The following is a 12,503-nucleotide window of genomic DNA, read 5'->3' on the forward strand; positions in this document are numbered from 1 at the left end:
CGGCGACTGGTTCACCCGCGCAGGATTTCCGCGGCCGAGGCCGCCGGTCAACCCCGAAACCGGGCAAGGCCGCATCTCGGGGGCCGCGGGACGGGTCGCCCGCGATCACAGCAATGCGAGGATGCGATCCCGCAGGTGCTGCGCCAGCCGCCGCGCTTCGTTGCCGCTAAGGCAGCATTCCTCCGCGGCCTCGCCCAGATAGGCCCGCCGGGCATGATCCAGCACCGCGGCATCCTGCGGGTCGGGGATCTGCGGCATCGCCCATGCCGCGGCCGCGTCCTTGGCGACGAATGCCCCGGTGCTGGCGGTGTGCCACATGCGGGCCAGCGTCAGCAGCACGTTGCGCCCGTCCCCCGGCAGTCCCGCCAGCAGCGCCGGCAGCGCATCGCGCATGGCCCGGCGGATATGGCCCAGGGGGATTTCGGGCAGCATTTCGGCTGCGGGCGGGCCGAAAAGCGGCCTGGCCTGCCGTTGCGCCTGCGCCAGCAGCAGCGTGTATTCGGGATCGCGGCTGGGCAGGGGGCTTTCGCCCGCCTCGAAATCCCCCCGCAGCCATTCGCCATAGAGGAACTCGGCCCTGGCCGGAAAGCCATGGGCAAGGTCCGGGGCGCGGACCACCAGCAGCTCGATGCAACGCGGCCCGCCGGGCCTGGCGGGATGGCGGGCGGAAATCCGCAGCAGGGCCGCCAGCAGCCTGGCCCGCCGATCCCCGGCCAGGCCCTGGGCGACGATGGCCAGCAGGTCGATGTCGCTTTGCGGGCGAAGCCCGCCCGACACCGCCGATCCGTGCAGGTAAAGCGCCAGCAGCGCCTCTCCGCACACGTCCTTCAGCGCGGCCATGACCGCCGGGATCTGGTCGGGGCTTTCCGCTGTGCTGTCCTGCATTCCGCCTTGCTCCTTGGAAGGCGTGACTATCACGGGGAAAGCCGCCTGTCCCCTCCCGTCACGCTACTGTCGGCCACCCGGCCCGACGTGTTCGTCGCCGGGTGCCGCATCTGCCGGCGCTGTCCGACCCGATTCGGGCAGGATGTCGCAACGGCGCGGCCGCCCCCTTGCGGGCGCCGGTCCCCGTGCCTAAGTCCTGCCCGTGACCCGCCGGCAGCGAAAACAGAACAAAGGGCATGCTGACGATGCGTTTTCTGCTGACATTCCATTGCGAGGCGACCGGCCAATGGCGTTGCCTCGACACCGCGCTGCTTCCCGCGTTCCTGTCGGGCAGGGCCGAGGATCTGCCCGCCGCCCTGCGGGCCGAGCCGGAACTGGTCATGCGCTGGCTGCTCGGGCGTTATGAGATCGCGGATGCGCTGGTCCCTGCGACGACAGCGGCGCAGACGGGTCAGGGGGACGCGATCGCGGTCTATCCCCTTGGCGCCGACCGTGCGGTCATCGGCTTCGAGAATGCGTATAACGGCGCCTGGCTCGAGATATTCCTGCTTGAGAACCGGCCCATCGGCCTTGTCGCCGCCCACAAGCGGCAGGTCCTGCCGGCCGGCGGGGCGATGGCCTCGTTGAAGATACGGGCGGCGCGGCCGCTGCACGCCTCCGACCAGGCCTGCCGCCTGACGGTGAGCCGGATCATCGAGCATCGGCAGGTGTGGGCCGAGCAGCGCAGGGAGGGTGCCGATCCGGTGGCCGCCCTGACCGAGGAAAGCTGAGCCGGGCCTGACAGGCTTTCCGGGCGTTCGGCCCGCATGCGCCGGGAATGGGACGAAGATGTCTGCGGATCATGCGGCCCTGGGCTTTCCCCTCGGGATCGTCCGTGGCCGGGTCCAGGGTGGCCTCGGTCGAAGCCGCAGGGCGAGGGGCAAGCTTCATTGCCAGCGCTTGGCCTTCCTGTTACCCGGAACAAAACACGCACATGGTGGAATCCGCATGAGCGATCTTTTCGACGCCGCCCCGCGCCAGGGCCGGATGCCGCTGGCGGCGGCGCTGCGCCCGGCCACGCTGGACGAGGTCATCGGGCAGCAGGCGCTGACCGCGCCCGGCTCGATCCTGCGCCGCCGCATCGCGGCCGGGGCGCTGGGCAGCGTCATCCTCTACGGGCCGCCGGGGATCGGCAAGACCTCGATCGCGCGGGCGGTGGGCGCCATGCTGGGCAAGAGCTTCCGGCCGCTGAACGCCACCCGTGCCGGGGTCGCCGACATCCGCCGCCTGGCGGACGAGGCGCGAATGACCCCGCTGCTGATCTTCGTCGACGAGGTGCAGCGCTTTTCCGCGACCCAGACCGACGACCTGCTGGCGATCTGCGAGGATGGCACGGCCGATTTCATCGGCGCGACCACCGGCAACCCCTATCACGTGCTGACCCCGGCGCTGGTCTCGCGCTCGACCATCCTGAAGCTGGAGCCGCTCTCCATCGAGGACATGGAACAGGTGGTGCGGCGCGGGCTGGATCACCTGCCCGGCGTGGCGATGACGCCCGAGCAGATCCGCCTGGTCGCCGGCCGCTCGGGTGGCGATGCGCGGCGCGCGCTGACCACGCTGGAAAGCCTGGCGCTTGGCCATGACGGGCCGGTCACGGAGGCGATGATCGAGGAAGCCTATGCGGCAGCGCCGATCAACCACGACCGCTCGGGCGATGCGCATTACGACGTGGTCTCGGCCTTCATCAAGTCGATGCGCGGCTCGGACCCGGACGCGACGCTTTACTGGCTGGCGCGGCTGATCCATGGCGGCGAGGATCCGCGCTTCATCGCCCGGCGCATCATGATCCATGCGTCCGAGGATGTCGGGCTGGCCGACAACACCGCCCTGCAGACGGCGGTGGCCGCGGCGCAGGCAGTCGAGAAGATCGGCTATCCCGAGGCGCAGATCGTGCTGGCCCATGCCGCGCTGCATGTGGCGCGGGCGCCGAAATCGGCCTCGGCCTGCCGCGGCATCATGGCGGCGCTGCAACTGGTCGCCTCGACCCCGCCCGCCCCGGTGCCGCTGCACCTGCGCGACGCGCATTACAAGGGGGCCGAGGCGCTTGGCCACACCGGCTATGTCCTGCCCCACGACGACCCGCGCGGCTGGGTCGAGCAGGACTATTCCCCGATCCCGCCCGGCACGCTTTACCAAAGCGATGCCCGCGACGCCGCGACCTTCGAGAAGCGGGCCGATGAATATTGGCGGAAGGTGACGGGGCGGCCACCGCACGGGCTGCAAACCTAGGCCGGTCGAGCATCCGGCCTTGCCGATATGCCGGGCGGGCGCCCACAGGCGGCGAACCATTCTTGCCGCCGCAAAGGCGGCCGCCCTTGGCTTTCCCGGCTAGGACGAGGGCGAAGCCGCTTCAGCACCCGCGCCGGAGCGGAAGGCGGCAAGCGCCGCCTCGCCGGGGGCGCAGGCGCGTTCCAGCGCCTCGCGCTCGGCAGGGGAAAGGGCGGCCAGGCGCGACGGGCGCAGCTGCGGCATGGCGGCGGCCCGGTCGAGCCATGCGGCGGGGGCGCCGGCCTGGAGATGCGCGCCCAGCCTTTCGATCCAGGTGCGGGGGTCGCGGCACAGATCCTCGTGGCGCAGGATCATCGGCCGGGCGCCGCGCAGCCCTTGCAGGCCGCGGATGGTCAGGGCCGACCAGAAGGCCCCGGTTTCGGCAAGGCCGGGACGGCGGGCGACGATGCGCCGGACGCCGGACGGCCCGCTGATCGCCGCGACCAGTGGCCAGAGGGCGCCGCGCCCGAAATGCCGGCGCGGGTGCAGCAGGTCGAGGCCCAGCGGCCCGAGCCTGCGCCAGCACCAGATCGCCAGCCGCGCGGCGGGATAGTCGCGCATCGACAGCACCGTGTCCGGCCCGTTGCGCGCCAGCAGCACCAGCGCTGCATCGGGAAACATCTCGCGCAGCGTCGCCGCGGCCACCACCGACCCGCCTGACCGTTCCACCCAGATCTCGCGCCCGCCGATCTGCTGGGCCATCGCCTGGAAAAGCGCGCGGTAATGCGCGGCCAGCGGGGCCGGGGCCCGCGCGCGCATCTGCCCGGCCAGCGCATCGAACAGGGCATCGGGGTTTTCGCTCAGATGCGGCAGCGTGACCGCCAGGATCGGCGGGCAATGCCACGGGTCATGCGCGGGGTGCGGGACGCGGCCGTAAAGGAACTCGGAGGGCGCGGCATCGGGGTTCGCCACCTGCGCCATGGCGCGCGAGGGCCGGGCCATATGCGCCCAGAACCGCGCGCCGTCCAGATGTCGCGGGCGAAAGGCGTTATGCCCGGCGGCGGCGAAAAGCTCGGAGACCGACAGGACGGCCGGATGCGCGTTCAGGATCTGCGACACCAGCGTCGAGCCGCAGCGGGCCGAGCCCAGGATCAGCGCCCCGCGCATGGCCGGTTCTGCAACCTCGTCCGGGGCATCATTCGGCCCCGGCACGGATGGCGGCGATCATGCGCTCGACCGCGGCATGCGCCAGGTCCATGGGCTTTTGCCTGGTGATCAGGTCCAGCCGGTCGATGGCCGCCAGGGCGACGATGCCATGCACCGACAGCAGCAGCTGCTCGGCCAGCAGGCGCGGGTCGCCCTTGGGCTTCAGCGCCGCCACCGGCTGGGTGATGCGGCCGATCAGCCCGTCGATCTGCGCCAGATACCAGTCGGGAAAATTGTTCGAGATGCGCGGCCCCTCGAACAGCGCCCGCCAGACCGCGCGGCGATCCAGCATGAAGGTCACATAGACCTCGGCCAGCGCCAGCAGGCGTTCGCGCGGCTCGGTCTCGCGCACCGCATCCACGGCGATCGCCAGATCGACCAGCGCCTGCCGGTTCACCTCTTGCAGCACCGCGCTCATGCTGTCGAAGAGGTTGTAGATGGTGCCGGGCGTCGTCTTGACCGCACTGGCCAGCGCACGGGCGGTCAGCGCCGCCGGCCCGCCTTCCTCCAAAAGCAGCTTCGCCGCCTCGATCGTACGGGTCCGCAGGGCGTCGTGATCATATCGTCTGGGTCTGGCCATGGTGTTCCTGAACTATGTTCAAAAATATGCTTGACAGGAATCGGGGCGATTGTCAATGTTAATGAACATCGTTCAATAATGGTGCCTCACATGTCTCCGATCAATCTCACAATCACCGGGACCGGCAGCTACCTGCCCGCCACGGTCCTGCCTTCGACCGATATCGACGACCGCATGGGATGGGCGCAGGGCGAATGCCAGGCGCGCTTCGGCATCGCCTCGCGCCATGTCGCCATGCCCGAGGAAACCACCTCGTTCATGGGCGCCGAGGCGGCGCGGCGCGCCATGGAGATGGCGGGTTGCAAGCCCGAGGATCTGGACATGATCCTGGGCGCCTGCGGGGTGATGGAACAGCCGATCCCCTCGACCGCGACGCTGGTGCAGGAACGGCTGGGGCTGGGCCGGTCCGGCATTCCGGCCTTCGACGTGAACGCGACCTGCCTCAGCTTCCTGCAGGCGCTGGATCTTGCGGCCATGCATGTCCAATGCGGCCGGGTGCGGCGGGCGCTGGTGTTTTCCTCGGACATCGCCTCGGTCGGGCTGGACTGGAACCGGCCCGAGGCTGCCGCGATCTTTGGCGACGGCGCCGCGGCCGTGGTGGTCGAGGCGGGCGGCAAGGGCGCGGTGCTGGCGCATGATTTCCAGACCTATGCCCATGGCCATGACGCCTGCGTGCTGGCGGCGGGCGGCACGCGGGTCAATCCGGCCCGCGGCATCGCGCCGGGCCAGGACCGCTTTCACATGGACGGGGGCAAGGCGTTCAAGGTCGCCTCGCGCTATCTGCCGCGCTTTCTGCAAAGGCTGCTGAAAAAGGCCGAGGTGGGGCTGAACGGCATCGCCTGCGTCATCCCGCACCAGGCCAGCGCCCAGGCCCTGCAGCACGCGACCCGCAACCTGTGGCTGCCGCCCGAGCGGGTGATCGACATCTTTGCCCATGCCGGCAACCAGATCGCGGCCTCGATCCCGACGGCGCTGGATCATGCGGTGCGCTCGGGGCGGCTGATGCGCGGGGATACGGCGCTGCTGATGGGCACCTCGGCCGGCATCTCGCTCGGCGGCACGATGGTGCGGTTCTGATGCGCGCGCTGGTGACAGGGGCCAGCGGCTGCCTGGGCCGCGCCTTGGTCGAGCAGCTGGCGATGCATGGCTGGGACGTCAGCACCACCGCGCGCCAGCCCGCGGCGCTGCCCGGCTTTCGCGCCGCCGATCTGGTCAGCGCCGATCTGGGCCCGCTGCTCGACGGCATCGACGTGCTGTTCCATTGCGCCGCGCGCAGCTCGGCCTGGGGCACGCGGGCCGAGTTCCATGCCGACAACGTGCTGGCGACCCAGCGATTGCTGGACGCGGCCGAGCGGGCAGGGGTCAAGCGCTTCGTCCTTGCCTCATCGCCCAGCATCTATGCCGACGGCACCGACAGGCTGGACGTGGCCGAGGATGCGCCGCTGCCGGCGCGCCCGCTGTCGCTCTATGCCGAAAGCAAGCTTATGGCCGAGCGGATGGTGCTGGGCCATGCCGGGGCCATGGGCTGCACGGCGATCCGCCCGCGTGCCATCTACGGCCGCCACGACCGGGCGTTGCTGCCGCGGGTGATCGAGGCGATGCGGCGCGGCCGGTTGCCGATGATCCGGGGCGGGCGGGCGCTGATCGACCTGACGCATCGGCACGATGCGGCGCGGGGGATGATCCTGGCCGCCTCGGGTCCGCGCGGGGGCGTGTGGAACATCACCTCGGGCGAGGCTTTCCGGTTCTGCGACCTGGCCGAGATCATCGCGCATCGCGCCGGGCTGCGCCTGCGCGGCATGCCGCTGCCGCAGGGGCCGGCGCGCTGGCTGGCCGGTGCCTCCGAGGCCGTGGCCCGGATGCGCGGCGGGGCCGAGCCGCGGCTGACCTTGCAGGCCGTGGCGTCCCTGGGCAGCAGCCTGACGCTGGACATCTCGGCCGCGCGGCGGGATCTGGGCTATCGGCCGCGGGTCGGCTTCCAGGAGGGGGTGGCGGAATGCTTCGCCTGACCACGCTGAAGATCGGCGAATGCCGCGCCCCGGCCTGGGGCGCGGGACTGCCGGGCCTGGGCGGCGCCACCTTCCCGGCGCTGGCCACGCTGGTCGAGACGGAAAGCGCCTGCGTGCTGGTCGATACCGGCTATGGGCCGGCCTTCTTCGCGGCGACGCGGGGCTTTCCGGCCCGGCTCTATCGCTGGCTGACCCCCGTCCGGCTGCCGGCGCAGGAACAGCTGCTGCGCCGGTTGCCGCGCCTGCCGGATCTGGTGTTCCTGACCCATATGCATGCCGATCACAGCGCCGGGCTGATCGACCTGCCGGCCGGCATCCCGGTCACGGCCTCGGCCGCGGCGATTGCCGAATTGCGGGCGCTCGGCGATCTGGCCAGCATCCGCGCCGCCTGTCCGCCGCTTTTGCGCGACGCGATCCTGGCGCGCGATCCGCAGCCGGTCGAGGCATGCGTGGCGGTCCCGACGGGCCTGCCCGAATTTCCGCAAGGCCATGACCTGCTGGGCGACGGCCGGCTGATCGCCGTGCCGCTGCCGGGCCACGGCACCGGCCAGATGGGGATTTGGCTGCCCGAGGCCGCGCGCTTCCTGGTCGCCGATGCCGCCTATGGCCGGGCGCAGCTGCGCGCAAACCGGCTGCCGCCCGGCTCGGTGCTGGCGCGCCTGGGCGATGCCCCCGCCTATCGCCGGACCTTCGCCCGGCTGCGCGCGCTGATGCTGCGCCGCCCCGACATCACCATCGACCCCTCGCATTGCCCCGAGACCGCCAGATGAGCCTGACCGCATTCCTGCACAGCCGCCATGGCCGCGGCTTTTCCTGCCGCGCCGAGATCGAGGCGCATCACGCCGCCGCCTTTCACCGCTTCCGCGCGCGGGTCATGCCGCGCTCGCCCTTCTATCGCGGCATGGCCGACCTGCCGCTAAAGGCGTTGCCGCGCATGGACAAGGCGCGGCTGATGGCGAATTTCTCGGCCATCAACACCTGCGGCATCGACCATGACGCGGCGATGCAGGTGGCCATCCGGGCCGAGGCCAGCCGCGATTTTCGCCCGCTGATCGGAAAGGTCTCGGTCGGGCTGTCCACCGGCACCTCGGGCCAGCGCGGGCTGTTCCTGGCGACGCCGCGGGAAAGGCGGCTCTGGGCCGCGATCATGCTGGGGCGCTACTGGCCGGAACTGTGGCGGCGCCAGCGCGTGGCGTTCTTCATGCGCGCCGACAATGCGCTTTATCGCAGCCTGTCGAATCCGCTGGTCCGCTTTGCCTTCTTCGACCTGCTGTCGCCCTTCGAGGACCACTTGGCCCGGCTGGCCGATCTGGACCCCAGCGTCCTGATCGCGCCCGCGCGCATCCTGGCGATGCTGGCCGAGCGGCAGGCGGCGGGCGGGCTGGCCCTGTCGCCGCGGCGGGTGATCTCGGTCGCCGAGACGCTGTCCCCCGAGGATGCGGCGCTGATCGAACGCGCCTTCGGCACCCGCGTCCACCAGGTCTACCAGGCGACCGAGGGCGTCCTGGCGATGACCTGCCGGCTGGGCCACCTGCACCTGAACGAACGCTGGCTGCGCATCGACCGCGACGTGATCGATGCGGCAAGCGGCGCCTTCTGCCCGGTCATCCATGATTTCACGCGCGAAAGCCTGCCGATCCTGAACTATCGCCTGGACGACGTGCTGATTCCCGATCCCGAGCCTTGCCCCTGCGGCTGCGCCAGCCAGCGCATCGCCCGGATCGAAGGCCGCGAGGACGATGTCTTGTGGTGGCCCTCGGCCACGGGGCCGCGCATGGTCGCGTCCGAGGCGATTCGAACCGCCATCGCCTGCCTGCCGCAGCCCTTGCGCGACTATCGGGTCGTCCAGCAGGGCAGGATGCTGCACCTGTGGCTGGACGCAGCCGCGCCGGGTGTCGAGCCGGCGCTGCGAACCAGCTTGGCCGGGCTGGCGCGGCGACTGGGGGCCGAACTGCCCGCGCTTGTCTTTCATGGCGGCCTGCCGCCGGAAACCGACGCCAAGCGCCGCCGGATCAGGGTCTTGCCCGAGGCGCGGGCCGGGGTGTGACGGCCGGAGCCCAGGGGTTTCCGCCTGTCCGGCAGCCCCCCGCGACCGGATCAGACATGCTGGCCGCCGTTGATGTGGATCTCGCTGCCGGTGACATACGACGCCTGCCCGCTGGCGAGGAAATAGACCACCTCCGCCACCTCTTCCGGGCGCCCGAGGCGCTTCATCGGCACCTGCGCCTCGATGATCCTGTCGGTGCCCGGCGACAGGATCGAGGTCTCGATCTCGCCGGGGGCGACGGCGTTCACCCGCACCCCGTATTCGGCAAGGTCATAGGCCAGCTCGCGGGTCAGGGCCGAGAGCGCGGCCTTGGAAACGGCATAGGCCGCGCCGGCGAAAGGATGCACCCGGCTGCCCGCGATCGAGGTGATGTTGACCACCGCGCCCTGCCTTGCCTTCAGCGGCTCCAGAAGCTCCTGGCAAAGCTGCAGCGGGGCGACCAGATTGACCTGCTGCACGCTCAGGAGCGTTGCCAGCGGCGTGACCAAGGCCCCCATGCGCCCGCCGTCCCCGCACTTCGGGGAAATCCCGGCATTGTTGACCAGGGCCGACAGCCCGTGCCCGTCCAGCATCCGTTTCAGCCTGTCGGCGGCGTCGGTGATCGAGCCGGGATCGGACAGGTCGACCTCGATGTGATGGATGATGCCTTCGGCCCAGGGGCACTGGGTCGAGAAGGGCGTGCGCGCCAGGGTGATGACGTTCCAGCCCTGGCGGTGGAAGTGGCGCACGATGGCATGGCCGATGCCGCGGCTGGCGCCGGTCACCGCGACAACGGGCTTGGAGGGATCGGTCATCATTTCTCATGTCCAGGTGACGGTGCGCGTGGCGAGCTTAGCCCCGGCCTTGGTCCAGATCAAACGGGTCCGCCGGTTGCGGCGTTCGGGCGGCGCAGGTCCGGGCGATGCCTGCGCGCCCGGCCCTGGCGGCGGGGCGGCTGGCTGATATCCGCCGTCCTGCCCTGGCGGTGGTTCTGATTCCGCCCAGGCTCTGATATGCTCCCTGAAGCTGCATTTCATGAGATGAATTCTCGCTAGGCGGATAACGACCATGTCCTTTGCATCTGCAAACGAGCGCTACTTCGTCAGCCTGGTCAACCAGGCTCGCCGGGCCGAAGGGCTTCCCGCGCTGTCCATCGAAAAACGGCTCAACGATTCGGCCGAGGGCCATAGCCGCTGGATGCTGGAGACGGATGTGTTCTCGCATACCGGCCGCGGCGGCTCTTCCTCGCGCGAGCGGATGGAGGCGGCGGGCTTCGACCTGGCGGGCAACTGGATGACGGCCGAGAACATCGCCTATGTGTCCATCCAGGGCGAGGCCGACCTGCGCGACGAGATCCGCCAGCTGCACCAGAACCTGATGAACAGTTCCGGCCATTATCAGAACATCATGAGCGATGCGGCCTTTATCGGCATCGGGCTGGAGGTCGGCTATCTGACGGTGAACGGCCGCGACTACAAGGTGCTGATGGCGACGCAGAACTTTGCCGATACGGACGGGCAGGTGCGCGTCGACACCGGCACCTTCACCCGCGTCGCCAATCCCGGCGCGGACCTGTCGATGCAGTCCCGCGCCGACTGGCTGGCAAGCTTCAACGGCGAGGTCTTCGTCACCCCCGGCCCGACGCAAAGCACGCCGCGCAACGACGATTATCGCCTGACGGCCCGGCATGATGTTGCGTCGGGCGGGGACGGTCACGATTGGATGGACGGCAAGGCGGGGCATGACACGCTGAACGGTAGCGGGGGTAACGACCGGCTCATCGGTCGCGAAGGCTTCGATTCCCTGCATGGCGGTTACGGCAACGATACCCTGCAAGGTGGCAACGGCAACGACACCCTGGATGGGGCCGCCGGACATGACCAGATTCGTGGGGATGCCGGCAATGACACGCTTTTGGGTGGGGCGGGTTTCGACACATTGCTGGGTGGAACCGGTGCTGACAGGCTGGACGGCGGTGCAGGCAATGACTGGCTCAGGGGGGAAGGAGACAACGACCGCCTGATCGGCGGCGATGGCAATGACACGCTGCATGGGGGCTATGGCAACGACGTTCTGGTCGGCGGGGCCGGGGCCGATGTCTTCATCTTCCAGGATGGCCATGGCGCCGATACGATCAACGGCTATCAGCGTGGCATCGACCGGCTGCTGATCGACGATGCCATGCTGGACGCGAACCCCGCCGCCTTCATCCGCGACCACATGCAAAAGACAGCGAATGGCGTGGTCATCGACTTCGGCGACGGCGACCGGATCGTGGTCAACGGCCAGAACCTGACCGTGGCCCAGGTGGCGGACGACATCTTCGCGATCTGACGGCGATCCCCCGGCCGAAACAAACGGCCGAGGGCAGGGATATGCAGAAGCGGGCGGCCGGTCACGCCGCCGCTTGCAGCGGCTCGGGGGCGGGCGCAGGCAGCAGGCGCTTGCCGCAAGCTGCAATCAGGTAATGCTGCAAATAGCTGCCCGCATTTCCGGTGATGGACCCGCCGAGCCGTGGATTGATCTCGAAGATCTTGGGCTTGCCGTCCACTTCGCGATAGTCGATGCAGCAGGCGCCATTCGCAAACCCCACCCTGTCCAGGATTTCCGTGAACAGATCCCCATGGCGCGAACCTTCCTGCCATACCAGGCTCTTGTGCCCGGTATTGATCCCCTTCACATGCGGCATGTCCGGCATGTCGAATGTGGCCGTGCGGGAAAAAGCGATCCGGCCGTCGCGCATCAGCAGATATGCGGATAATTCGGTCGTGCCGGGAATATATTCCTGCAGGAATTCCTGCTCGGGATCGTAGACCAGCGGCGAATCCGGGGTCAGGCAGCAAATACGCGACAGCTTGCCCCATTCGTCCTTGCGGCGCTTGACGATGATGGGCTCGCCAATCGGAAGGTTGCCGGGATCGGCGAACATGGCCGGGACGTAATCACCCAGGCCGGCGCTGGCCATCAGCCGGTTGAAAGCAAGCTTGTCATGGCAGTTTTCCTGCGCCGTGGCGCTGGGGAACAGGGCGTTGAACATCTCGCCCCCGGCACGCCTTTGATCCAGGAAATCGCGGTCCCACAGGGTCAGCGGGACCACGGCGTCATAGCTGGACAGATCGGCATGGCGAAGATCCGCCATATGGCTTTGGATGCCGATGGCCTGCGCGCTGCGCTCCAAAGCTGCCGACCAGTCGGCCTTCATTCCAAACAGAATACTTTTCACAACAAACCTCCCAGGCAATCGATAACTGATTGCAATCCGCCAGAGACAACAATCGGAACGCGAACAGGCCCAGTGATGCCCCACGGGGTGCTGCATGAGAAGCTGACTTTTTGGGCAGTTATTGCCCGAATTCTGCAGAGAATTGGCGTCAGGCGCCTGATATTTCCACGATATGGACGGATTTCCCGCCCGCTGCCGGATTGGCGGATCGGCAGGGGTGACGGCGCTGCCAACCGCTCCGGGCGCCGCGCCGTCGAGGGTATTTTCGCCCCGGTCGGCGATTCTCGAAAACGGTTTCAAGGGGGTGCGACAACGATACGCAGCTGC

General features: G+C 69.2%; 12 protein-coding genes. 7 read left to right on the top strand and 5 right to left on the bottom strand.

The window, feature by feature from the left end:
* Window positions 1-105: 105 nt before the first annotated feature.
* Entirely contained in the window at window positions 106-885 is a 780-nt protein-coding gene (locus tag KF941_RS02615; RefSeq protein WP_214272468.1) for an aminoglycoside adenylyltransferase domain-containing protein, read from the bottom strand.
* 236 nt (window positions 886-1,121) lie between these two features.
* Between KF941_RS02615 and KF941_RS02620 the strand changes: the two genes are divergently transcribed.
* Window positions 1,122-1,655, top strand: a complete 534-nt coding sequence (locus tag KF941_RS02620) for a hypothetical protein (protein ID WP_214272469.1) — start codon at window positions 1,122-1,124, stop codon at window positions 1,653-1,655.
* Window positions 1,656-1,872: 217 nt separating this feature from the next.
* Window positions 1,873-3,153 (top strand): replication-associated recombination protein A, encoded by a 1,281-nt coding sequence (locus KF941_RS02625; protein WP_214272470.1) that lies wholly within the window; start codon window positions 1,873-1,875, stop codon window positions 3,151-3,153.
* A 99-nt stretch (window positions 3,154-3,252) separates the two neighbouring features.
* On the opposite strand, the gene KF941_RS02630 is transcribed toward KF941_RS02625, so the two are convergent.
* A complete protein-coding gene (locus tag KF941_RS02630) occupies window positions 3,253-4,299 on the bottom strand; it encodes a sulfotransferase (RefSeq protein WP_214272471.1) in 1,047 nt (348 codons plus the stop codon).
* A gap of 28 nt (window positions 4,300-4,327) precedes the next feature.
* Window positions 4,328-4,918 carry a TetR/AcrR family transcriptional regulator gene (locus tag KF941_RS02635; RefSeq protein WP_072462031.1) on the bottom strand — a complete coding sequence of 197 codons (591 nt, stop codon included), beginning with the start codon at window positions 4,916-4,918 and terminating at the stop codon, window positions 4,328-4,330.
* 90 nt (window positions 4,919-5,008) lie between these two features.
* On the opposite strand from KF941_RS02635, the gene KF941_RS02640 reads away from it, so the two are divergent.
* Genes KF941_RS02640 through KF941_RS02655 form a run of 4 tightly spaced genes read left to right on the top strand, consistent with a single transcriptional unit; the run spans window position 5,009 to window position 8,974 of the window.
* Window positions 5,009-5,995, top strand: coding sequence for a 3-oxoacyl-[acyl-carrier-protein] synthase III C-terminal domain-containing protein (locus KF941_RS02640; protein WP_072462030.1), 987 nt, complete (start codon window positions 5,009-5,011; stop codon window positions 5,993-5,995).
* Window positions 5,995-6,927, top strand: a complete 933-nt coding sequence (locus KF941_RS02645; protein WP_214272472.1) for an NAD-dependent epimerase/dehydratase family protein — start codon at window positions 5,995-5,997, stop codon at window positions 6,925-6,927. Before KF941_RS02640 ends, KF941_RS02645 begins: the two co-directional genes overlap by 1 nt.
* Complete coding sequence (locus KF941_RS02650; RefSeq protein ID WP_214272473.1) at window positions 6,915-7,697, top strand: MBL fold metallo-hydrolase; 783 nt, start codon at window positions 6,915-6,917, stop codon at window positions 7,695-7,697. Before KF941_RS02645 ends, KF941_RS02650 begins: the two co-directional genes overlap by 13 nt.
* On the top strand, window positions 7,694-8,974 hold the full coding sequence (locus KF941_RS02655) for a F390 synthetase-related protein (RefSeq protein ID WP_214272474.1): 1,281 nt from the start codon (window positions 7,694-7,696) through the stop codon (window positions 8,972-8,974). Before KF941_RS02650 ends, KF941_RS02655 begins: the two co-directional genes overlap by 4 nt.
* Window positions 8,975-9,024: 50 nt before the next feature.
* On the opposite strand, the gene KF941_RS02660 is transcribed toward KF941_RS02655, so the two are convergent.
* The gene (locus tag KF941_RS02660) at window positions 9,025-9,768 is read right to left on the bottom strand and encodes an SDR family oxidoreductase (protein WP_139293956.1); all 744 of its coding nucleotides are present in this window, start codon (window positions 9,766-9,768) and stop codon (window positions 9,025-9,027) included.
* Window positions 9,769-10,021: 253 nt separating this feature from the next.
* Between KF941_RS02660 and KF941_RS02665 the strand changes: the two genes are divergently transcribed.
* Window positions 10,022-11,287 (top strand): CAP domain-containing protein, encoded by a 1,266-nt coding sequence (locus tag KF941_RS02665; RefSeq protein ID WP_072462025.1) that lies wholly within the window; start codon window positions 10,022-10,024, stop codon window positions 11,285-11,287.
* Between the two features lie 61 nt (window positions 11,288-11,348).
* On the opposite strand, the gene KF941_RS02670 is transcribed toward KF941_RS02665, so the two are convergent.
* Window positions 11,349-12,476: a hypothetical protein gene (locus KF941_RS02670; protein ID WP_214272475.1), complete on the bottom strand. Its 1,128-nt coding sequence runs from the start codon at window positions 12,474-12,476 to the stop codon at window positions 11,349-11,351.
* Window positions 12,477-12,503 lie beyond the last annotated feature (27 nt).

Origin of the sequence: Paracoccus sp. pheM1 (assembly GCF_018499825.1) — a bacterium.
GTDB lineage: Bacteria > Pseudomonadota > Alphaproteobacteria > Rhodobacterales > Rhodobacteraceae > Paracoccus > Paracoccus versutus.

Bases quoted from the DNA above. Each gene is read 5' to 3' on its own strand.
- KF941_RS02655 (WP_214272474.1), top strand. From the start codon at position 7,694: ATGAGCCTGACCGCATTCCTGCACAGCCGCCATGGCCGCGGCTTTTCC.
- KF941_RS02645 (WP_214272472.1), top strand. From the start codon at position 5,995: ATGCGCGCGCTGGTGACAGGGGCCAGCGGCTGCCTGGGCCGCGCCTTG.
- KF941_RS02640 (WP_072462030.1), top strand. From the start codon at position 5,009: ATGTCTCCGATCAATCTCACAATCACCGGGACCGGCAGCTACCTGCCC.
- KF941_RS02665 (WP_072462025.1), top strand. From the start codon at position 10,022: ATGTCCTTTGCATCTGCAAACGAGCGCTACTTCGTCAGCCTGGTCAAC.
- KF941_RS02635 (WP_072462031.1), bottom strand. From the start codon at position 4,918: ATGGCCAGACCCAGACGATATGATCACGACGCCCTGCGGACCCGTACG.
- KF941_RS02625 (WP_214272470.1), top strand. From the start codon at position 1,873: ATGAGCGATCTTTTCGACGCCGCCCCGCGCCAGGGCCGGATGCCGCTG.
- KF941_RS02650 (WP_214272473.1), top strand. From the start codon at position 6,915: ATGCTTCGCCTGACCACGCTGAAGATCGGCGAATGCCGCGCCCCGGCC.
- KF941_RS02620 (WP_214272469.1), top strand. From the start codon at position 1,122: ATGCTGACGATGCGTTTTCTGCTGACATTCCATTGCGAGGCGACCGGC.
- KF941_RS02660 (WP_139293956.1), bottom strand. From the start codon at position 9,768: ATGACCGATCCCTCCAAGCCCGTTGTCGCGGTGACCGGCGCCAGCCGC.
- KF941_RS02630 (WP_214272471.1), bottom strand. From the start codon at position 4,299: ATGCGCGGGGCGCTGATCCTGGGCTCGGCCCGCTGCGGCTCGACGCTG.
- KF941_RS02615 (WP_214272468.1), bottom strand. From the start codon at position 885: ATGCAGGACAGCACAGCGGAAAGCCCCGACCAGATCCCGGCGGTCATG.